The sequence below is a fragment of the Arthrobacter antioxidans genome, from assembly GCF_023100725.1.
Classification (GTDB): Bacteria; Actinomycetota; Actinomycetes; order Actinomycetales; family Micrococcaceae; genus Arthrobacter_D; species Arthrobacter_D antioxidans.
The window spans coordinates 1,463,530-1,483,347 of record NZ_CP095501.1 but is presented as its reverse complement, the minus strand read 5'-3'; the positions used below and the strand labels follow the sequence as shown (position 1 = coordinate 1,483,347).

Genomic DNA, 19,818 nt, shown 5'->3' with positions numbered 1-19,818 from the left:
CCAGCCTACCCGGCGGCAAGCGGCCGCATTATGCCCCCGACCTCGCGAACGCGCTAGGGTAGGAAGCGCACTTCCCCTCATGTAACGTCCCGGAAACAACGGCGACACCAGCGAGAAACTGCCCGCTCCTACAGTGGGAGCGAGACGGCGGCAGTGTCCCACTCCGCCAGAGCTCGTGACTTCCCGCGCGATGCAGGGGCACGCGCTGGCGTCCAGTTTCCCCCCAGCCATGCGATAGGAGCACGAATCGATGTTTAAGAATGCGGACGAGGTCCTCAAGTTCATCGCCGACGAAGACATCAGGTTTGTCGATGTCCGATTCACCGACCTGCCCGGCGTGCAGCAGCACTTCAACGTCCCCGCCAAGACGGTCGACGCGGACTTCTTCATCCACGGGCAGCTCTTCGACGGCTCCTCCATCCGCGGCTTCCAGGGCATCGCCGAGTCGGACATGCAGCTGATCCCGGACGTGACGACGGCGTTCATCGACACGTTCCGCGCCGAGAAGACCCTCGCGCTGAACTTCTCCATCGTCAACCCGCGCACCGGCGACCCCTACCACCGCGATCCCCGCAGCGTCGCCGAGCGTGCGGAGGCGTACCTCTCCTCGACCGGCATCGCGGACACGGCGTTCTTCGCCCCCGAGGCCGAGTTCTTCATCTTCGACAACGTGCAGTACGAATCCTCCCCGCAGGGCAGCTTCTACAAGGTGGACTCCATCGAGGCGCCCTGGAACAGCGGCCGCGAGGAAGTCGGCGGCAACCTCGGCAACAAGACGCCGTTCAAGGGCGGCTACTTCCCGGTGTCCCCCGTCGACAAGCAGGCGGACCTGCGCGACGCGATCTGCGTCGAGCTGGACAAGGCGGGCCTCGAGGTCGAGCGGTCCCACCACGAGGTCGGCGGCGCCGGCCAGGCCGAGATCAACTACAAGTTCACGACCATGACGCACGCTGCGGATGACCTGCAGAAGTTCAAGTACATCGTCAAGAACGTCTCGAACGCCTGGGGCAAGTCCGCCACCTTCATGCCGAAGCCCGTCTTCGGCGACAACGGCTCCGGCATGCACTGCCACCAGTCCCTGTGGAGCAACGGCGTGCCGCTGTTCTACGACGAGCGCGGCTACGCCGGTCTCTCCGACATGGCCCGCTGGTACATCGGCGGCCTGCTCAAGCACGCGTCCGCCGTCCTGGCCTTCACCAACCCGACGGTCAACTCCTACCGCCGCCTGGTCAAGGGCTTCGAAGCCCCGGTCAACATGGTCTACTCGCAGGGCAACCGCTCCGCCGGCATCCGCATCCCGATCACCGGGTCCAACCCGAAGGCCAAGCGCATCGAGTTCCGCGCGCCGGACCCGTCGTCGAACCCGTACCTGGCCTTCGCCGCGCAGCTCATGGCCGGCCTCGACGGGATCAAGAACCGCATCGAGCCCGCGGATCCCATCGACAAGGACCTCTACGAGCTCCCCGCCGAGGAGGCCAAGGACATCCAGAAGGCCCCCGGCTCGCTCGAGGAGGCCCTGCTGGCCCTCGAGGCGGACAACGAGTTCCTGCAGGCGGGCGACGTCTTCACGCAGGACCTGATCGACACGTGGATCGAGTACAAGCGCGAGATGGAGATCAAGCCGCTCTCCCTGCGCCCGAACCCCTACGAGTTCGAGCTCTACTACGGCGTCTAGCAGCACCCGGCACCACAGGCACCGACGACGGCGGCCGCTCCCCTGGCGGGGGCGGCCGCCGTCGCCGTTCCCGCACGGGGAACGGGACCGCTAGTACCCGTAGAAATGCCGCTCGAAGATGCTCCGGCTGCGCCTGGTCATCCGGAGGTAGTCCTCCTCCAGGTGGGAGCCGCTGTCCGGACCGTAGCCGCACCACCGCGCCACCGCCTCGAGGTCGCGGCGCGAGGAGGGCAGCAGATCGGACCCCCGGCCGCTCCAGATGACGTTCGCCCCGCGGATCCGGGTGGCCAGGGTCCAGCTGCCGCGCAGCATGGCCACATCCTCCGCCGGGACCAGCCCCTCGGCCTCGATCACCTGCAGCGCCGCGAGCGTGGACTGCACCCGCAGGGCCGGGATCGCGTGCGCGTGCTGCAGTTGGAGGAGCTGCACCAGCCACTCGACGTCGCTGAGCGCGCCGCGGCCCAGCTTCAGGTGCCGTGACGGGTCCGCCCCGCGCGGCAGCCGTTCCGCTTCCACGCGCGCCTTGATGCGCCGGATCTCACGGACGTCGGTCTCGGCCAGCTCCCGGGGATACCGCACCGGGTCGATGAGCTCGAGGAACTCGGCGGCCAGGCTGTCGTCACCCGCCAGGGGCCGGGCCCTCAGGAGCGCCTGCGCCTCCCACACGAGCGACCAGCGGCGGTAGTACTCGCGGAAGGAGGCGATGGAGCGCACCATGGGCCCCTGCTTGCCCTCCGGGCGGAGGGCTGCGTCGATCTCCAGCACGCGTTCGGCGAGCACGGCCGGCTTGCAGGGCTGCGTGAGCAGCGCGACCAGCCGGGCGACGATCGCCTCCGCCTGCTTCTGCGCCGCGGACTCGTCCACCCCGGGTCGCGGCCGGTGCACGTAGATGACGTCGGCGTCGGACCCGTACGTGATCTCGCGGCCGCCCTGGCGTCCCATCGCCATCACGACGACGTCGGTGAGCTGCTCCTCACCGGCCAACACCTGGTTCTCCGCCACGTGCAGGGCACCGAGGACCGCCGCCCGGTCGGTGTCGGACAGCGCCTCCCCCACCTCCGCCTGGGAGAGCAGGCCCGAGCTGTCCGCGATGGCGATCCGCAGCAGCTCCCGACGCCGGATGAGCCGGATCAGGCGCATGGCCTCCTCCGGTTCGGGGTGCCGCGACATCTTGGACCGGATCTCGTGCCACTGGGCCTCGAAGGTCTCGGGGACGAGCTCGGCGTCGGAGCCGAGCCACTGCGTCGACTCCGGCGACACCTCCAGCAGGTCGGTGATGAACCGGCTGCTGGACAGGACGGCGCAGAGCCGCTCCGCCGCGGCGTTCGAATCGCGCAGCATGCCCAGGTACCAGTGGCTCTCGCCGAGCGACTCGCTGAGGCGGCGGAACCCGAGGAGTCCGGCGTCGGGATCCACGCCGTCGGCGAACCAGCCCAGCAGGATGGGCAGGAGCTGCCGCTGCAGCAGCGCCCGGCGCCGCAGCCCGCCCGTGAGCGCCTCGATGTGGCGCATCGCCCCGCGCGGATCCTGGTAGCCCAGGGCCGCGAGGCGCGCCTGCGCCGCCTCCGCCGTGAGCTGCACGTCCTCGGGCCGGAGCGTCGCCGCGTTGTTGAGCAGCGGCCGGTAGAAGATCGACTCGTGGAGGCGCTTGACGAGCCGCCGCGTGGACTGCCACTTGTCGTGGAGGCTCTGGGCGCTCGGTCGCACCCTCACCATGCACCCCTCCGAGGACCGCGCAAGGGCGCGCAGCGACGCCTCGTCCTCGGGCATCAGGTGGGTGCGGCGCATCTGCATGAGCTGGATCCTGTGCTCGAGGACCCGCAGGTACCGGTAGGCGTCGTCGAGGTCCAGCGCGTCGGAGCGTCCCACGTACCCGGCGGCGCTCAGGGCGGCGATGGCGGAGACGGTGTCACGCACCCGCAGCGAGTCGTCCAGCCGTCCGTGCACGAGCTGCAGCAGCTGCACGGTGAACTCGACGTCGCGGAGGCCGCCCGGCCCGAGCTTCAGCTGGCGGGCCTCCTCGTCGCGGGCGATGTTGTCCGTGACCCGGCGGCGCATGGCACGGACGCCCTCCACGAAGCCCTCCCGCTGCGACGACGCCCAGATGAGCGGGGCGACGGCTTCCTCGTACCGCAGGCCGAGGTCGGGGTCCCCTGCCGCGGCCCGGGCCTTGAGGAGGGCCTGGAACTCCCAGGTCTTCGCCCACCGCTCGTAGTAGGACACGTGGGACTGCAGCGTCCGGACGAGCTGGCCGTCCTTGCCCTCGGGCCGGAGGTTCGCGTCCACCTCCCACAGGGCGGGCTCCGGTCCGGGCGAGTAGACGCCGCGGGTCATCCCCGACGCGAGCCCCGTCCCGATCCGGGTGAGCGTCGTGTCGTCGAGGTCCTCGCCCTCCACCACGTAGACGACGTCGACGTCGGAGATGTAGTTCAGTTCGCGGGCTCCGCACTTGCCCATCGCGATCACGGCGAGCCTCACCCGGGCGACGACGTCCGGTCCGTACACCTCGCCCAGTTCCGCGCGTGCGACGGCGAGGGAGGCCTCCAGGGCGGCGGCGGCGAGGTCCGCGAGTTCACGCCCGACGACGGGCAGGTAGTCGACGGGGATGCAGTGGCCGAGGTCGCGGACGGCGAGGTCCGTGAGGAGCCTCCGGTAGGCCACCCGGAGCCGGCAGTACGCGTCGACGCCGACGACGCCCGCGACGGGGTTGGCCGCGGCCGGGTCTGCGTCGACGGAGCGGAGCAGCTCCGCGCGCAGGTCCTCCGGAGCGACGACCGGAGGGGTCGCCGGCCGGGTCCTCACGACGTCCAAGTGCTCGGGGCGCCGCATGAGGAACTCCCCGAGCGCCTCGGTGGCGCCCAGCAGCCGGAACAGGAGACCGCGCCGGCCGACGTCGGCGAAGGCCGCCGCGACCGCCGTGCGCTCCACCGCGAGGAGGCGCACGAAGGACTGCAGCGCCATGTCCGGGTTGGCGGCCAGGGCGAGGCCGGCGAAGAGGTCGTCGTCGTTGAGACCCCGCAGCTCCGGGGCGTCGAGGAAACGCCGGCTCTTCTCGAGGTCCGTGAAGCCGTAACTGATCAGCTTGCGGTTAAGGCTCATGGTCCAACCCTAGCCATGTCCCCGGAAGGGCCTTACAGGATGTTGAGGTTCCGGCGCAGCTCGTAGGGGGTCACCTGGATGCGGTAGTCGTGCCACTCCGCCCGCTTGTTCCGCAGGAAGTTCTCGAAGACCTGCTCCCCCAGGATGTCCGCGACGAGCTCGGACTCCTCCATGACGCGGATGGCGTCGTGCAGGCTGGCGGGCAGCGGGTCGTGTCCCATGGCGCGGCGCTCGGCGGCGGTCAGGCTCCAGACGTCGTCCTCGGCGGCCGGCGGCAGGTCGTAGCCCTCCTCGATGCCCTTCAGCCCCGCCCCGAGGAGCACCGAGTACGCGAGGTAGGGGTTGCTCGCGGAGTCGATGCCACGGTACTCGATGCGCGCGGACTGGCCCTTGTTGGGCTTGTACAGGGGCACGCGGACCAGGGCGGAGCGGTTGTTGTGGCCCCAGGACAGGTAGCTCGGCGCCTCCCCGCCGCCCCAGAGCCGCTTGAAGGAGTTCACGAACTGGTTGGTCACGGCGGTGAACTCGGGGGCGTGCCGGAGGATGCCCGCGATGAACTGGCGCGCGGTCTTCGACAGCTGGAACTCGGCCCCGGCCTCGTAGAACGCGTTCGTGTCACCCTCGAACAGCGAGAAGTGGGTGTGCATCCCCGACCCGGGGTGATCCGAGAAGGGCTTGGGCATGAAGGTCGCGTAGCTGCCGGAGGTCAGCGCGACCTCCTTGATGATGGTGCGGAACGTCATGATGTTGTCGGCGGTCTGCAGCGCGTCGGCGTACCGCAGGTCGATCTCGTTCTGCCCCGGGCCCGCCTCGTGGTGGCTGAACTCGACGGAGATGCCCACGGACTCCAGCATCGCCACCGCCGTGCGCCGGAAGTCCTGGGCCACGCCGCCCGGCACGTGGTCGAAGTAGCCCGCCTGGTCCACCGGCACGGGCTGGCCGTCCGCGCCCGGTTCCGCGGACTTCAGCAGGTAGAACTCGATCTCCGGGTGCGTGTAGCAGGTGAAGCCCATGTCGGCGGCCTTCGCGAGGGTCTTCTTGAGGACCCCGCGCGGGTCGGCGGTGGACGGCTGGCCGTCCGGGGTGAGGATGTCGCAGAACATCCGGGACGTCTGCTCCTTCTCCCCGCGCCAGGGCAGGATCTGGAACGTCGAGGGGTCCGGCTGGGCCAGCATGTCCGACTCGTACACCCGGGCGAGCCCCTCGATGGAGGACCCGTCGAACCCGAGGCCCTCCTCGAACGCCCCCTCGACCTCGGCCGGTGCGAGCGCCACCGACTTCAGGGAGCCGACGACGTCGGTGAACCACAGCCGTACGTAGCGCACGTCCCGCTCCTCGATGGTGCGCAGTACGAACTCCTGCTGGCGGTCCATGACAACCTCATTCCTCGAATCGACGCCCGGACCGCTCGGTCGGGGCGGCCGGCAATCCCTGTCCGGCGTCCTATACGTCCTGCTCCGGCGCCGCGGGGACCCGCAGGGCCCACGGGCCGCCTCGAGCACGCGTGCGGCGCCGTCATCACTCTACTGATCCGCAGGCGCAGAACAGGCGCGGCCGCGCCTCGCCATTCTCGCGCGTCCGTGTTAACGGGCGGTTACGGCCTACGGGTGGTTACGGCTTGCGGTGGGTTGCGGCGGGGCAGCGGGCCGCGGGACGGCGCAGCACCGTCCGATAGTCTCGTGTCATGACTTCCGCCGAATTGCCCGCCCCCTACGGAGCGGGCGCAGGCACGACGCCGACCCCGCCGACCGGCGCCCCGACCGGTCGCATCCGCATCCACCACCTGCAGCAGGCGAAGGACAACGGCACGCGCTTCGCGATGCTGACGGCGTACGACCAGTACGCGGCGCAGGTGTTCGACGAGGCCGGCATCGAGGTGCTCCTGGTCGGCGATTCGGCGGCCAACAACGTCCTCGGCCATGCCACGACGCTGCCCATCACGCTGGACGAGATGATCCTCTTCAGCCGGGCGGTGAGCACGGCGGCACGGCGGGCCCTCGTCGTCGCCGACCTGCCCTTCGGCAGCTACGAGGTCTCACCCCAGCAGGCCGTCGAGTCCTCGGTCCGCCTCCTGAAGGAGGGCCTGGTGCACGCCGTGAAGATGGAGGGCGGCGCCGAGTACGCCGGGACGGTGCGGGCGCTCGTACGCGCCGGCATCCCGGTCATGGCGCACATCGGCTTCACGCCGCAGAGCGAACACGCCCTCGGCGGGTACCGGGTCCAGGGGCGCGGGGACGCGTCGCAGCGCATCATCGACGACGCCGTCGCCCTCGCCGACGCCGGCGCGTTCTGCGTCCTCATGGAGATGGTGCCCACCGCGACGGCGGACGCCGTCGAGGCCGCGGTGCGTGTGCCGACGATCGGCATCGGCGCCGGCCCGGGCACCACGGGGCAGGTGCTGGTGTGGCAGGACATGGCGGGGCTGCGCGGCGGCAGGCAGGCGAGGTTCGTCAAGCAGTACGCGGACGTCCGGACGGTCCTCACGGACGCCGCCCGCGCCTACGCGGACGAGGTGCGGGCGGGCACGTTCCCCGGGCCCGAGCACACGTTCTAGCCGATGGACGGGACGGTGCCTAGGCGTCGTCGTCCCGGTCCCAGGCATCGTTGCGCTGCTGGACCTTTTCGAGGGCCTTCTCGGCCTCGGCCCTCGTCGCGTACGGGCCAATGAGCTGCGACCAGTCCGACAGCCGGTCCTCCTCGATCTCGTGCGTGCGCACGTTGAACCAGTACTCCGTCATGCCGACCTCCTCGATCCGGGCGCGGACCGTGTCATCCGCCGGGCGGTCCGGTGGCGCCTTTCGGCCACCGACCAGCGCCCACTATAGAATCAGGGTATGCCCCAGACTTCCGCCGCCGCGCCCCTTGGGACCCTGACACCAGGCACCCTCTCGCCCCAGCGCCCCGTTCCCCGGGGCATCGCACGCCCGGAGTACGTGGGCCGCACGGCGCCCGCACCCTTCACCGGGTCCGAGGTGAAGACGCCGGAGACGATCGAGAAGATCCGCGTGGCCGCCAGGATCGCCGCCCAGGCCATCGTCGAGGTCGGCAACCATGCGAAACCCGGCGTCACCACCGACCACCTCGACCGGATCGGGCACGAGTTCCTGCTCGACCACGGCGCCTACCCCTCGACGCTCGGGTACCGGGGGTTCCCGAAGTCGCTGTGCTCGTCGCTCAACGAGGTCATCTGCCACGGCATCCCGGACTCCACGGTGATCGAGGACGGGGACATCCTGAACATCGACATCACGGCCTACAAGGACGGCGTGCACGGCGACACGAACTACACCTTCTGCATCGGCGACGTCGACGTCGAGTCCCGCCTGCTCGTCGAGCGCACGCAGGAATCCCTCAACCGCGCCATCCGCGCGGTGGCCCCGGGCCGCGAGATCAACGTCATCGGCCGCACCATCGAGTCCTACGCGAAGCGCTTCGGTTATGGTGTTGTCCGTGACTTCACCGGGCACGGCGTCGGCGAGGCGTTCCACACCGGCCTGATCATCCCGCACTACGACGCCGCCCCGGCGTACAACCGCGTGATCGAGCCGGGGATGGTCTTCACGATCGAGCCGATGCTCACGCTCGGGACCGTCGAGTGGACCATGTGGGCGGACGACTGGACCGTCGTCACGAAGGACCGGAAGAGGACCGCGCAGTTCGAGCACACTCTCCTGGTCACGGACCGCGGCGCGGAGATCCTGACCCTCCCGTAGCACCACACCCGGCAGTCCACCCCGGACGCCGCACCACGACCATGTCCGGCCCGCCGGACGACGCCCCACCCCACCCGCCGAGAGAGAGCCATGGCCAAGGACACCGACAAGAAGAAATCGAAGAAGCTCCCCGCCACGGTCATCGGCGTGGACATCGGCGGCACGGGCATCAAGGGCGGCATCGTCGACCTCGAGAAGGGAGTGATCGTCGGCGAACGCTACCGGATCCCGACGCCGAAGCCCTCGACGCCGGAGGCCGTCGCCGAGGTGGTCGCCCAGATCGTCGCGGAGCTCTCCTCACGGCCCGAAGGCCCGGCGGCCGACGTCCCGGTCGGGGTCACCTTCCCGGCCATCATCCAGCACGGCATCGCCCGGTCCGCGGCGAACGTGGACAAGAGCTGGGTCGACACCGACGTCGACGGCCTGTTCAGCAAGGTCCTCGGGCGGGACGTCCACGTGATCAACGACGCCGATGCCGCCGGACTCGCCGAGGTCCGCTACGGAGCCGGCAAGGGCAGGATGGGCACGGTCCTCGTGATCACCCTGGGCACGGGCATCGGCTCGGCGTTCATCTTCGACGGCAAGCTGGTGCCGAACGCCGAGCTCGGCCACCTCGAGATCGACGGGCACGACGCGGAGACGAAGGCGTCCGCCGTCGCCCGCGAGCGGGAGGGCATCGGCTGGGACGAGTACGCCGTCCGCCTCCAGCGCTACTTCTCGCACGTGGAGTTCCTCTTCTCCCCCGAGCTGTTCATCGTGGGGGGTGGGATCTCGAAGCGGAGCAGCGAGTACCTGCCGTCGCTGGACCTGCGCACCCCGATCATCCCGGCGCAGCTGAAGAACCAGGCCGGGATCGTCGGCGGAGCGCTGCAGGCCGCCCTGCTCTCCGGCACGAAGGCCTGACCACCGCGGGAACCACGGTACGCAGAAGCCCGGTACGGATCGCATCCGCACCGGGCTTCTGTCCTTCGGAGACCGCTGCTCGTACGCCTCGGCGACGGGAGGTGGAACCGGTGGTGGCGTCGGCTTCCCCTCCGCAGCCACCACCGGGGTCTTGTAGGGCGCTAGTGCGCCGTCAACGGCCGCTGCATCCCGGTGGGGACGCGCTGCCCGTTGTCCTCGTTCTGTCGTCGCAGGGTCCCGATGGCCTCCTCGAAATCCTCGAGGGACTCGAAGCCCTGGTACACGCTGGCGAACCGCAGGTAGGCGATCTGGTCGAGCTTGCGCAGCGGCTCGAGGATGGCGAGCCCCACCTCGTGCGCGTCGATCTCCGCGACGCCGCTGGCCCGGACGTTCTCCTCGACCTCCTGCGCCAGGAGGGCGAGGTCGTCCTCCGTCACCGGGCGGCCCTGGCAGGCCTTGCGGACACCGTTGATGATCTTGGACCGGCTGAACGCCTCGCCCGCCCCGGAGCGCTTGATGACGCTGAGGGTCGTGGTCTCCACGGTGCTGAAGCGGCGGCCGCACTGGGGGCACTGGCGCCGGCGTCGGATCGCCGATCCGTCATCCGCGAGACGGCTGTCGACGACGCGGGAGTCGGCATTGCGGCAGTACGGACAGTACATGGCTCCCCTCCCGCTCCGTGGCCCGTCCGAACAACGTGCCGTGACCAGTTTAGGACTACATGTAGTGAAACAACAACACTGTAATTACCAGATGTAGTGGCCATCCGCCGGAACCGGTGTGTCGGCGGGTCAGGTCGCGTCGGCCTCGAAACGGGCCGCGACGGCCTCCCCGTGCGCGGGGAGGTTCTCCGCCTCGGACAGGGCGAGGATCGAGGAGGCGACCCCGCGCAGCGCCTCGCGGTCGTAGTGGACGAGCTGGACGGCCCGCAGGAACGTCGTCACGTTGAGTCCGGAGGCGAACGCGGCCGTCCCGCCGGTGGGCAGCACGTGGTTGGACCCCGCACAGTAGTCCCCGAGGCTGACCGGGCTGTAGGCGCCGATGAAGACGGCCCCGGCGTTGCGGATGCGTCCGGCCACGGCTGCCGCGTCCGCGGTCTGGATCTCGAGGTGCTCGGCCGCGTAGGCGTCACACACGGCGATGCCGTGCTCGACGTCGTCGACCAGGATCACCCCGGACTGCGGCCCGGACAGGGCGGTGCGGACCCGGTCGGCGTGCCGCGTCCGGGCGGCACGCACCTCGAGCGCACCGACGACGGCGGCCGCGAGCTCCTCCGAGTCCGTCACCAGGACGGACGCGGCCTGCGGGTCGTGTTCCGCCTGGCTCACCAGGTCCGCGGCGACGAGGCCGGGGTCGGCCGTCGCGTCGGCGAGGACGGCGATCTCGGTGGTGCCGGCTTCCGAGTCGATGCCCACCTGCCCGCGGACCAGCCGTTTGGCCGTGGCCACGAACACGTTGCCGGGCCCCGTGATGACATCCACGGGATCGATGTCCCGGCCGGTCCCGGCGTCGTCGCGGATCCCGTAGGCGAGGGCGGCGACGGCCTGGGCGCCGCCCATCGCGTACACCTCGGTGACGCCGAGCATGGCGGCGGCGGCGAGGATCACGGGGTGCGGCCAGCCGCCGAACTCCTTCTGCGGGGGCGAGGCGAGGGCGATGGACCCGACGCCGGCCGCCTGGGCGGGCACCACGTTCATGACCACGGAGGACGGGTAGACGGCGAGCCCGCCGGGCACGTAGAGGCCCACGCGGTCCACCGGGATCCACCGGTGCGTCAGGTGGGCCCCGGGAGCGACCTGCACCTCCACGTCGTCCGGCACCTGGGCCCGGGCGAAGAGGCGCGCCCGCCGGATGGCCTCCTCGAGCGCGGCCCGGACGCCGTCGTCCAGGCCCGCGAGGGCGGCGTCGATGATGTCGGCCGGCACCCGGGGGTGGTCCTGCTCGACGCCGTCGAAGCGCAGGGCGAGGTCGCGGAGGGTCTCGACGCCGCGGGCGCGGACGTCGTCGATGATGGCCTGCACGGCGGCTTCCGAGGACCGGGCGTCCGCGGCGGCACGGGGCATGGCGCGCTTCAGGTCGCCGGGCGACAGGGTACGGCCCCGCAGGTCGATGGTGCGGAAGCCGACGGTCGGGGAGGTGCTGGACGGTGGATTCACCCTGAGAGTCTATCGGGAGCGCCGCCCGCGGGTTCACCCGAGGACGGCTGCCGGTGCGCCGACGGCGGGCCCGCCGTCAGGTCCGGCGGCGTGCGAGGCCGACGAGGGCCGTGACGAAGATGATGACGGCGGCGACGGCAGGCCAGATGGCCAGGGCGCCGTAGGAATGCAGCAGGAAGTCGGAGCCGGGCCGCCCGTCCTGCCCGTGGGGGCCGAACAGGTAGGCGAGGCCCTCCCCGACGCCGAGGGCGAGGAGGGAGCCGAGGACCGACCCGCCGACGGCGGCCAGGATGCGCGACACCGGGGCGGGCAGCGTGAGCCGCACGGCCACCACGGTACCGACGGCGATCCCGGCGGCGAGTCCGAGGCCCGCGAGGGTGAGGTCCCGGAGCAGCCACTGGTCGGCGGAGGACGGGTCGCCGAACAGGCGTCCGGTGGGAGCGAGCAGCCACCAGGCGACCCCCAGGACGGCACCCAGGAGGATCGTGGACCCGAGCCACCAGTACACACCCGCCGGCGGCACTGTTCGCCGGTCCTCGGCCACGGAGTACACGGGAGGCGGGTAGTTGCTGGGTCCGGTGTCCGACTCCTGGCTGGCGCGCATGACTTCTACATTAACAAACCGCTCCGCGTCCGGGGTGCGCGCCTAGGGTTGGGGTGTCCCACGTCCAGAGCCTTCGGAGGAACCAATGAGCAACCCAGGTACCACAGCGCCGGTCGTGACCTCGATGCCCGGCGCGCACGCGGAGTCCTTCCGCGAGGTCTTCCGGCGCCACGCCGCCGGCGTGGCCATCATCACCGCCACCTACGACGGTGTCCCCTACGGCTTCACGGCGACGTCCGTGGCGTCGCTGTCCGCCGAACCGCCACGCTTCACGTTCAACATGGCACGGTCCTCCTCCTCGTGGCCGGCGGTCGCGAACACGAACTTCGTGGGCGTCCACATGCTCAGCACCGAGAACGAGGGCCTGGCGAACCGCTTCGCGCGCACGAAGGACCGGTTCACGGGCGACCACTGGGAGCCGGGACCGGAGGGCGTCCCGATCCTCCGGGACGTCGCCGGCTGGCTCGTGGGACGCATCAGCATGCGCCTGTCCTTCGAGAACAACGCCGTGGTCGTCGCGGAGGTGGTCGCCGGGACCATCGGCTCCGACGGCGCTCCCCTGCTGTACCACGGCGGCAGCTACGGCACGCCGACGGCCACCGACTACGTCATCTGACGCACGTCCGCGGGCCGGGCCTGCCGGTCGGGCCCGCCCCGGACCTGCCGGTCAGGCGTCGAGGCAGGCCGGCCCGAACAGGATCTTGAGGTCCCCGAAGAGGCCCGGCGTCGGGTTGACGCGCAGGTCCACGCCCAGCTTCATGACCTCGACCTTGCGTGAGCCGTTGAGCCGGATCAGCACCTCGCTGGTCCCCGGGTGCGTCCTGAGCACGTCGCCGAGCGCCGTGACCGCGGTCTCCGTCGCCTTGTGCTGCAGCATGGAGATCACCACGGGCCCGGAATGCCCCTCGCTGAGGTCCGGCACCGTGAGCTCCTGCGCGTTGAGCATCACCGCGCCGTCGTCGCGACGCTGCAGGCGCCCCCGCACGACGACGATCAGGTCCTCCGCGAGGACCGCCGAGATGGGCCCGTAGACCTGTCCGAAGAACATGACCTCCATGGACCCGGCCAGGTCCTCCACCTCGGCCCGCGCGTAGGCGTTGCCGCTGTTCTTGGCGATCCGGCGCTGGAGCGAGGTGATCATGCCGGCGATGGTGACGATCGCACCGTCCGCCGGGCCCTCCTCGCTGATGATGGACGGGATGGAGGAGTCGGCGTGCTGGCTGAGGATTCCCTCCAGTCCCTGGAGGGGGTGGTCCGAGACGTACAGGCCGAGCATGTCGCGTTCGAAGGACAGCTTGTCCTTCTTGTCCCACTCGGGCAGGTCCGGCACCTCGACGGACAGGCCCCCCACGGCGCCCCCGGCGTCGTCGAACGCGCTGAAGAGATCGAACTGGTTGGCCGCCTCGTTGCGCTTGAGGACGATCACCGAGTCCACGGCCTCCTCGTGGATCATCGCCAGGGCCCGCCGCGGATGCCGGAGCGAGTCGAAGGCGCCGGCCTTGATGAGCGATTCGATGGTGCGCTTGTTGCACACGACGGCGGGCACCTTCTGCAGGAAGTCGCTGAACGAGGTGAACGCCCCCTTCTCCTCCCGCGCCCCCACCATCGCGCCGACGACGTTCGCGCCGACGTTGCGGATGGCGCCCATGCCGAAGCGGATGTCCTTCCCGACCGGGGTGAAATTCACGCTGGACTCGTTGACGTCCGGCGGCAGGACGGTGATGCCCATGCGGCGGCACTCGTTGAGGTAGATCGCCAGCTTGTCCTTGTCGTCGCCGACGCTCGTGAGCAGGGCCGCCATGTACTCGGCGGGGAAGTGCGCCTTCAGGTACGCCGTCCAGTAGGACACGAGGCCGTACGCCGCGGTGTGCGCCTTGTTGAACGCGTAGTCGGAGAAGGATTCGAGGACGATCCACAGCTTGTCCATCGCGGCCTGCGAGTAGCCGTTGGCCTTCATGCCGGCGAAGAAGTCGGCCTGCTGCTTGTCCAGCTCCGACTTCTTCTTCTTGCCCATCGCGCGGCGGAGCATGTCCGCCTGGCCGAGCGTGAAGTTCGCCAGCTTCTGGGCGGCGCTCATCACCTGCTCCTGGTACACGATGAGGCCGTACGTGCCGCCGAGGATCTCCTCGAGCGGACCCTCGAGCTCGGGGTGGATCGGCTCGATGTCCTGCAGGCCGTTCTTGCGCAGGGCGTAGTTCGTGTGCGAGTTCACGCCCATCGGACCCGGCCGGTACAGCGCCAGGACGGCGGAGATGTCCTCGAAGTTGTCGGGACGCATGAGCTTCAGCAGCGACCGCATGGGACCGCCGTCGAGCTGGAAGACGCCCAGCGTGTCGCCGCGGGCCAGGAGTTCGTAGGACTCCTTGTCGTCGAGCTCGAGGTCCTCGAGGACGAGGTCCGCGCCCTTGTTGGCCTTGATGTTCTCGACGGCGTCCGTGATGATCGTCAGGTTCCTCAGGCCGAGGAAGTCCATCTTGATCAGCCCGAGGCCCTCGCACGTGGGGTAGTCGAACTGCGTGATGATCTGGCCGTCCTGCTCACGGCGCATGATCGGGATGATGTCGATCAGCGGGTCGGAGGACATGATGACGCCGGCGGCGTGCACGCCCCACTGGCGCTTCAGCCCCTCGAGGCCGAGGGCCGTCTCGAACACCTTCTCGGAGTCGGCGTCGGTCTTCAGGAGCTCGCGCAGCTCCTCCGCCTCGGAGTAGCGCTTGGCCTGCTTGTTGTGCACGTCGGCCAGGGCGAGGCCCTTGCCCATGACGTCCGGCGGCATGGCCTTGGTGAGCCGCTCCCCCGTGGAGAACGGGTATCCCATCACGCGGGAGGAGTCCTTGAGCGCCTGCTTGGCCTTGATGGTGCCGTAGGTGACGATCATGGCCACGCGCTCGTCGCCGTACTTCTCGGTCACGTACCGGATGACCTCGGCACGGCGCCGGTCATCGAAGTCGACGTCGAAGTCGGGCATGGAGACGCGCTCGGGGTTGAGGAAGCGCTCGAAGATCAGGCCGTGCTTCAGGGGGTCGAGGTCGGTGATGCGCATCGCGTACGCCACCATGGACCCTGCACCCGAGCCGCGGCCGGGCCCCACCCGGATCCCGTTGTTCTTCGCCCAGTTGATGAAGTCCGCGACCACGAGGAAGTAGCCGGGGAAGCCCATCTGCGTGATGACGCCGACCTCGAACTCCGCCTGCTTGCGGACGTCGTCGGGCACGCCCGCCGGGTAGCGGTACTGCAGGCCGGTCTCGACCTCCTTGACGAACCAGGACTGCTCGTTCTCGCCCTCCGGTACGGGGAACCGGGGCATGTAGTTGGCCTTGGTGTTGAACTCGACGTCGCACCGCTCGGCGATGAGCAGGGTGTTGTCGCAGGCCTCCGGGTAGTCGCGGAAGATCGCGCGCATCTCTGCGGGCGACTTCAGGTAGAACTCGTCGGCGTCGAACTTGAAGCGCTTGGGGTCCGCGAGGGTGGACCCCGACTGGACGCACAGCAGGGCCGCGTGGGCCTTGGAGTCCTCCGCGTGCGTGTAGTGCAGGTCGTTGGTGGCCACGAGCGGCAGCCCCAGGTCCTTCGCGAGCCGGATCAGGTCCGCCTTGACGTTCCGCTCGATGTCGAGCCCGTGGTCCATCAGCTCGCAGAAGTAGTTCTCCGCCCCGAAGATGTCCCGGAAGTCCGACGCCGCCTGCCGCGCCTCGTCGTACAGGCCGAGCCGGAGCTTGGTCTGGACCTCGCCGGACGGGCAGCCCGTCGTCGCGATCAGGCCCTCCCCGTACGTCTGCAGCAGGTCGCGGTCCATGCGGGGCTTGTAGAGATAGCCCTCGAGGGAGGCGAGCGAGGACATCCGGAAGAGGTTGTGCATGCCCTGGGTGGTCTCGGACCACAGGGTCATGTGGGTGTACGCGCCGGCACCGGAGACGTCGTCGCGCCCGCCGCCGCCCCACTGCACGCGGGTGCGGTCGTTCCGGGCGGTCCCCGGGGTGAGGTAGGCCTCCACGCCGATGATGGGCTTGATGCCCGCGCTGGTGGCCTTGCTCCAGAAGTCGAAGGCACCGAACACGAACCCGTGGTCGGTGGTCGCGAGGGCCTTCATCCCGAGTTCCTCGGTATGGGCGAAGAGGTCCGTCAGCCGGGCCGCGCCGTCGAGCATCGAGTACTCGGTGTGGTTGTGGAGGTGGACGAACGAATCTGTTGATGCAGGAGTAGCCACCCCCCGAGTCTAGTGCTCCCCGGCCCCGTGACGGGCCCCGGGGCGTGTCGCCCGGGACCGCCCGGGCGTGTCAGACCAGGCCGTCGGACAGTGCCATCAGGGCGTACGCCAGATCCACCGGGTACGGGCTGGTCGCCGTGACCGGCTCGCCCGTGCGCGGATGCGCGAAGCCCAGGCGGTGGGCGTGGAGCCACTGCCGGGTGAGGCCGAGTTCGGCCGCGAGCCGGGGGTCAGCGCCGTACGTGAGGTCTCCCGCGCAGGGATGGCGGAGGGCGGAGAAGTGGACGCGGATCTGGTGGGTCCGGCCGGTCTCGAGGTGCACCTCGACGAGGCTCGCCCGGCCGAAGGCCTCGAGCACCTCGTAGTGCGTCACGGAGTCGCGGCCGCCCTCCATGACCGCGAAACGCCACTCGTGGTGCGGGTGGCGCCCGATCGGCGCGTCGATGGTGCCCTTGAGCGGCTCCGGCAGCCCCTGCACGACGGCGTGGTACACCTTGTCCACCGTGCGCTCCTTGAAGGCGCGCTTCAGTGCCGTGTAGGCGGGTTCGGTCTTGGCGACGACCATCGCACCCGAGGTCCCGACGTCGAGCCGGTGGACGATCCCGACGCGCTCCGGGGCGCCAGACGTGGAGATGCGGTAGCCGGCCGCGGCGAGTGCCCCGACGACGGTGGGGCCCACCCAGCCCGGCGACGGGTGGGCGGCGACGCCGACGGGCTTGTCCACGACCACGAAGTCCTCGTCGTCGAGCAGGATGCCCATGCCGTCCACCGCCTCGGGGACGACGCGGTACCGGTCCTCGGGATCCGGCAGGTCGACGTCGATGCGCTCGCCGGCGTGGACGCGGTCCGACTTCGCCACCGGAGCACCCCCGCGGAGGACGCGCCCGTCCGCGCACCACTGCGCGACGGCGGAACGGGAGGCGTCCAGCAGGCGGGCGAGGGCGGCATCGGCCCGGTTCCCGGCCTCGGCCTCGGGAACGGTGAGCTCCCGGCGGTCACCGGCCATGATCGTCACGGTCCGGCGTCGGGCCGGTCGGCTCGTTGTCGCGGCGACCGTCCAGGCCGATGCCCCGCAGGGTCAGGATGCAGATGAGCACCACGCCGCTGACGACCGCCGAATCGGCGATGTTGAAGATGGCGAAGTTCGGCAGGGCGATGAAGTCCACCACATGGCCCTGGCCGAACGAGGGTTCCCGCAGGAGGCGGTCCGTCAGGTTGCCGAGGGCACCCCCGAGGACGAGCCCGAGCGCCACGGACCACCCGCGGGAGGCGACCTTCGTCACCTGCAGGATGAGGGCGGTGGAGACGACGACCATGATGATCGTGAAGACCCACGTGTAGTCCGTGCCGATCGAGAACGCGGCGCCCGGGTTGCGGAAGAAGCGCCAGCTGAGCAGGGGCGGGAGGACCGGCGTGATCTGCCCCTCGGTCATCGTGGACACGACCCACCACTTGGTGAGCTGGTCCGCCACATAGACGACCAGGGAGCACGCGAGCATCAGGAGCCCGTAGCGCGCCGGGCTGCGACGCGCGCGTCCCGGCCCGTCCGCCGAGGTGCTGTCCGCTGCTGCCGACGGGTCGCCGTCGGGATCGGGGGTGGTGTCGGCGGGCTGGTGCTCGTTCACGGTCCATCCAAGGGGTCGGCGCTGCATGGTCTGTCGTCGTGCGCCCGGAGCCGTCGGCGGGGCCGCGGGTCGGGTCCCGGCGGCCCTGACGCGGGAAGGGCCGGTCCCCGGGGTCGTGCCCCGGCAACCGGCCCTTCCGCTGCTGCCCGACGCGGGTCGGGCCAGGACGTCCTGCTAGGAGGTGGACTCGGTCGCGAGGGAGTCGCGGGCATCGAGGTCGCGGAGCTGTCCCTCGATGTAGGCCTTCAGGCGTGCGCGGTAGTCGCGCTCGAAGCCGCGGAGCTGCTCGACCGTGCTCTCGAGCACCGTCTTCTGCTCCTCGAGGTCGCCAAGGGTCTTGCGGCTCTTCTCCTCGGCGTCGTCGACGAGCCCGGTGGCCTCGAGCTGCGCTTCGGCGATGATCCTGTCGCGCTGCTCGACGCCCGCGGTGACGTACTCGTCGTGCAGGCGCTGGGCCATGGCGAGGACACCGGCGGCGGCGTCGGTCGAGGTGACGGAAGCCGCGGGAGCCGCTTCGGCCGGGATCCCGGCGGGACCGGTCTCGTCGTCGGCCTGCGTGAGCTGGGACTCGGCCTTCCCGTCGGTCGCCGTCGCGGCCTGCGGGCTCGCCGCGACCGGCGCCGGGATCGCGGTGGTCTTCGAGGCCTCCGGGGAATCCTCCCCGAGCCTGCGGCGCAGTTCGTCGTTCTCGGAGGCCAGGCGGCGGAGTTCGACGACGACCTCGTCGAGGAAGTCGTCCACCTCGTCCTGGTCGTAGCCCTCACGGAACTTCGTCGGCTGGAACCTCTTGTTAAGAACGTCTTCTGGCGTCAAGGCCATGTGGTCACCTCATACTGATAGAAGCCGGCCCGCCGGCTGGCGGTCGTGGCTGCGGTACCGGATTGTGGACATGAACCGCTGGACTCACGTCGATCTGTGCTTCAGCGTATATCGTCCCCGGCGTCATTGCCGAAACGGACCCGGACGCTAGCGCGCGAGGCCTGCGGACACGGACATCAGGATCAGCACCAGGACGAACAGGGCGAGGAACGCGAGATCCAGCTGGACCCCACCGAGGCGGAGGGGCGGGATGAGGCGGCGCAGGGCCTTGATGGGCGGATCCGTCACGGAGTAGATGCCCGACGCCAGCACCAGCGCCGATTTCTGCGGACGCCAGTCCCGGGCGAATCCCTGGACGGCGTCATAGATGATGCGCAGGATCAGGGCGAGCTGGAACAGCATCAGTACCAGGTAGATCAGGGCGAATACCAGACTCACAGAGCAGTTTCAGTCCTTCGGGCCTTGGAGGGTCTTGCGCGACCGGAGGGCCGCAGCTCAGCTCTGGTTGAAGAAGCTGGTTTGTCCTTCGCTTGCCTTCAGGTCCTCGCCGAGTACTTCAATATACGACGGCGAGAGCAGGAACACCTTATTGGTGACCCTCTCGATGCTGCCGTGGAGGCCGAAGACGAGGCCCGCCGAGAAGTCGACGAGGCGCTTGGCGTCGGCCTCGCCCATGTCGGTGACGTTCATGATCACGGGGATGCCGTCGCGGAAGCTCTCGCCGATGAGCTTCGCGTCGTTGTACGAACGCGGGTGGATCGTGGTGATCTGGCGCAGGGCACCGGAATCCTCGCGGGACGACGGCGCACGCTTGATCGGCGTGACCGGGGCCCGGTATTCCTCGGCGGGGGCCACGCGGACCGCGGCCGGGGCCGGCTCGAGGTGACGCTCGTCGCGATCGTAATCCACCGTGTAGTCCTCGTTCCTGCTCTGCGCGCTTTTCGTTTCGGGCTCGTAGTGCTCATCACCATCGGCGAGCCCAAGGTAGATCATCGTCTTGCGCAGTGCGCCAGCCAT

17 protein-coding genes are annotated in these 19,818 nt (G+C 69.9%); 5 read left to right on the top strand and 12 right to left on the bottom strand.

Annotated elements, in window-relative coordinates; genetic code table 11:
- Positions 1-250: 250 nt before the first annotated feature.
- On the top strand, positions 251-1,675 hold the full coding sequence (gene glnA / locus MWM45_RS06780; RefSeq protein WP_043446939.1) for a type I glutamate--ammonia ligase: 1,425 nt from the start codon (positions 251-253) through the stop codon (positions 1,673-1,675).
- A gap of 90 nt (positions 1,676-1,765) precedes the next feature.
- On the opposite strand, the gene MWM45_RS06775 is transcribed toward glnA (MWM45_RS06780), so the two are convergent.
- Positions 1,766-4,774 carry a bifunctional [glutamine synthetase] adenylyltransferase/[glutamine synthetase]-adenylyl-L-tyrosine phosphorylase gene (locus MWM45_RS06775; protein ID WP_247828790.1) on the bottom strand — a complete coding sequence of 1,003 codons (3,009 nt, stop codon included), beginning with the start codon at positions 4,772-4,774 and terminating at the stop codon, positions 1,766-1,768.
- 32 nt (positions 4,775-4,806) lie between these two features.
- Entirely contained in the window at positions 4,807-6,147 is a 1,341-nt protein-coding gene (gene glnA, locus MWM45_RS06770; protein ID WP_043446945.1) for a type I glutamate--ammonia ligase, read from the bottom strand.
- Between the two features lie 311 nt (positions 6,148-6,458).
- On the opposite strand from glnA (MWM45_RS06770), the gene panB reads away from it, so the two are divergent.
- Entirely contained in the window at positions 6,459-7,328 is an 870-nt protein-coding gene (panB, locus tag MWM45_RS06765) for a 3-methyl-2-oxobutanoate hydroxymethyltransferase (RefSeq protein ID WP_247828788.1), read from the top strand.
- Positions 7,329-7,347: 19 nt separating this feature from the next.
- Here panB and MWM45_RS06760 read toward each other — a convergent pair whose 3' ends face one another.
- Entirely contained in the window at positions 7,348-7,512 is a 165-nt protein-coding gene (locus MWM45_RS06760) for an SPOR domain-containing protein (RefSeq protein ID WP_247828787.1), read from the bottom strand.
- Between the two features lie 96 nt (positions 7,513-7,608).
- Here MWM45_RS06760 and map point away from each other — a divergent pair, with 96 nt between their 5' ends.
- A complete protein-coding gene (gene map / locus MWM45_RS06755) occupies positions 7,609-8,487 on the top strand; it encodes a type I methionyl aminopeptidase (RefSeq protein WP_247828785.1) in 879 nt (292 codons plus the stop codon).
- A 90-nt stretch (positions 8,488-8,577) separates the two neighbouring features.
- Entirely contained in the window at positions 8,578-9,390 is an 813-nt protein-coding gene (gene ppgK, locus MWM45_RS06750) for a polyphosphate--glucose phosphotransferase (RefSeq protein WP_247828783.1), read from the top strand.
- A 161-nt stretch (positions 9,391-9,551) separates the two neighbouring features.
- Here ppgK and nrdR read toward each other — a convergent pair whose 3' ends face one another.
- The 3 genes from nrdR to MWM45_RS06735 all read right to left on the bottom strand — a co-directional run bounded on the left by nrdR (position 9,552) and on the right by MWM45_RS06735 (position 12,150).
- The gene (gene nrdR / locus MWM45_RS06745; protein ID WP_247828778.1) at positions 9,552-10,052 is read right to left on the bottom strand and encodes a transcriptional regulator NrdR; all 501 of its coding nucleotides are present in this window, start codon (positions 10,050-10,052) and stop codon (positions 9,552-9,554) included.
- Positions 10,053-10,181: 129 nt separating this feature from the next.
- Positions 10,182-11,546: a histidinol dehydrogenase gene (gene hisD, locus MWM45_RS06740; protein ID WP_247828777.1), complete on the bottom strand. Its 1,365-nt coding sequence runs from the start codon at positions 11,544-11,546 to the stop codon at positions 10,182-10,184.
- A gap of 76 nt (positions 11,547-11,622) precedes the next feature.
- Complete coding sequence (locus tag MWM45_RS06735; RefSeq protein ID WP_247828776.1) at positions 11,623-12,150, bottom strand: hypothetical protein; 528 nt, start codon at positions 12,148-12,150, stop codon at positions 11,623-11,625.
- A gap of 85 nt (positions 12,151-12,235) precedes the next feature.
- Between MWM45_RS06735 and MWM45_RS06730 the strand changes: the two genes are divergently transcribed.
- Positions 12,236-12,766 carry a flavin reductase family protein gene (locus MWM45_RS06730; RefSeq protein ID WP_247828774.1) on the top strand — a complete coding sequence of 177 codons (531 nt, stop codon included), beginning with the start codon at positions 12,236-12,238 and terminating at the stop codon, positions 12,764-12,766.
- 51 nt (positions 12,767-12,817) lie between these two features.
- Here MWM45_RS06730 and dnaE read toward each other — a convergent pair whose 3' ends face one another.
- The 6 genes from dnaE to MWM45_RS06700 all read right to left on the bottom strand — a co-directional run bounded on the left by dnaE (position 12,818) and on the right by MWM45_RS06700 (position 19,818).
- A complete protein-coding gene (gene dnaE / locus MWM45_RS06725) occupies positions 12,818-16,357 on the bottom strand; it encodes a DNA polymerase III subunit alpha (RefSeq protein WP_269076577.1) in 3,540 nt (1,179 codons plus the stop codon).
- A 70-nt stretch (positions 16,358-16,427) separates the two neighbouring features.
- Positions 16,428-17,363, bottom strand: coding sequence for an RluA family pseudouridine synthase (locus tag MWM45_RS06720; RefSeq protein ID WP_247828773.1), 936 nt, complete (start codon positions 17,361-17,363; stop codon positions 16,428-16,430).
- On the bottom strand, positions 17,353-17,982 hold the full coding sequence (lspA, locus tag MWM45_RS06715) for a signal peptidase II (RefSeq protein WP_247828771.1): 630 nt from the start codon (positions 17,980-17,982) through the stop codon (positions 17,353-17,355). Before lspA ends, MWM45_RS06720 begins: the two co-directional genes overlap by 11 nt.
- A 174-nt stretch (positions 17,983-18,156) precedes the next feature.
- Positions 18,157-18,801, bottom strand: a complete 645-nt coding sequence (locus tag MWM45_RS06710; RefSeq protein WP_247828770.1) for a DivIVA domain-containing protein — start codon at positions 18,799-18,801, stop codon at positions 18,157-18,159.
- Positions 18,802-18,948: 147 nt separating this feature from the next.
- Positions 18,949-19,239 carry a YggT family protein gene (locus tag MWM45_RS06705; RefSeq protein WP_043446969.1) on the bottom strand — a complete coding sequence of 97 codons (291 nt, stop codon included), beginning with the start codon at positions 19,237-19,239 and terminating at the stop codon, positions 18,949-18,951.
- 57 nt (positions 19,240-19,296) lie between these two features.
- Positions 19,297-19,818 carry a cell division protein SepF gene (locus tag MWM45_RS06700; protein WP_043446971.1) on the bottom strand — a complete coding sequence of 174 codons (522 nt, stop codon included), beginning with the start codon at positions 19,816-19,818 and terminating at the stop codon, positions 19,297-19,299.

What these genes read in the sequence shown, in the direction of transcription:
- glnA (WP_043446939.1), top strand. Translation starts at nt 251, where the DNA reads ATGTTTAAGAATGCGGACGAGGTCCTCAAGTTCATCGCCGACGAAGAC.
- MWM45_RS06735 (WP_247828776.1), bottom strand. Translation starts at nt 12,150, where the DNA reads ATGCGCGCCAGCCAGGAGTCGGACACCGGACCCAGCAACTACCCGCCT.
- ppgK (WP_247828783.1), top strand. Translation starts at nt 8,578, where the DNA reads ATGGCCAAGGACACCGACAAGAAGAAATCGAAGAAGCTCCCCGCCACG.
- panB (WP_247828788.1), top strand. Translation starts at nt 6,459, where the DNA reads ATGACTTCCGCCGAATTGCCCGCCCCCTACGGAGCGGGCGCAGGCACG.
- MWM45_RS06700 (WP_043446971.1), bottom strand. Translation starts at nt 19,818, where the DNA reads ATGGCTGGCGCACTGCGCAAGACGATGATCTACCTTGGGCTCGCCGAT.
- MWM45_RS06720 (WP_247828773.1), bottom strand. Translation starts at nt 17,363, where the DNA reads ATGGCCGGTGACCGCCGGGAGCTCACCGTTCCCGAGGCCGAGGCCGGG.
- MWM45_RS06760 (WP_247828787.1), bottom strand. Translation starts at nt 7,512, where the DNA reads ATGACGGAGTACTGGTTCAACGTGCGCACGCACGAGATCGAGGAGGAC.
- MWM45_RS06710 (WP_247828770.1), bottom strand. Translation starts at nt 18,801, where the DNA reads ATGGCCTTGACGCCAGAAGACGTTCTTAACAAGAGGTTCCAGCCGACG.
- MWM45_RS06775 (WP_247828790.1), bottom strand. Translation starts at nt 4,774, where the DNA reads ATGAGCCTTAACCGCAAGCTGATCAGTTACGGCTTCACGGACCTCGAG.
- nrdR (WP_247828778.1), bottom strand. Translation starts at nt 10,052, where the DNA reads ATGTACTGTCCGTACTGCCGCAATGCCGACTCCCGCGTCGTCGACAGC.
- glnA (WP_043446945.1), bottom strand. Translation starts at nt 6,147, where the DNA reads ATGGACCGCCAGCAGGAGTTCGTACTGCGCACCATCGAGGAGCGGGAC.
- map (WP_247828785.1), top strand. Translation starts at nt 7,609, where the DNA reads ATGCCCCAGACTTCCGCCGCCGCGCCCCTTGGGACCCTGACACCAGGC.
- MWM45_RS06730 (WP_247828774.1), top strand. Translation starts at nt 12,236, where the DNA reads ATGAGCAACCCAGGTACCACAGCGCCGGTCGTGACCTCGATGCCCGGC.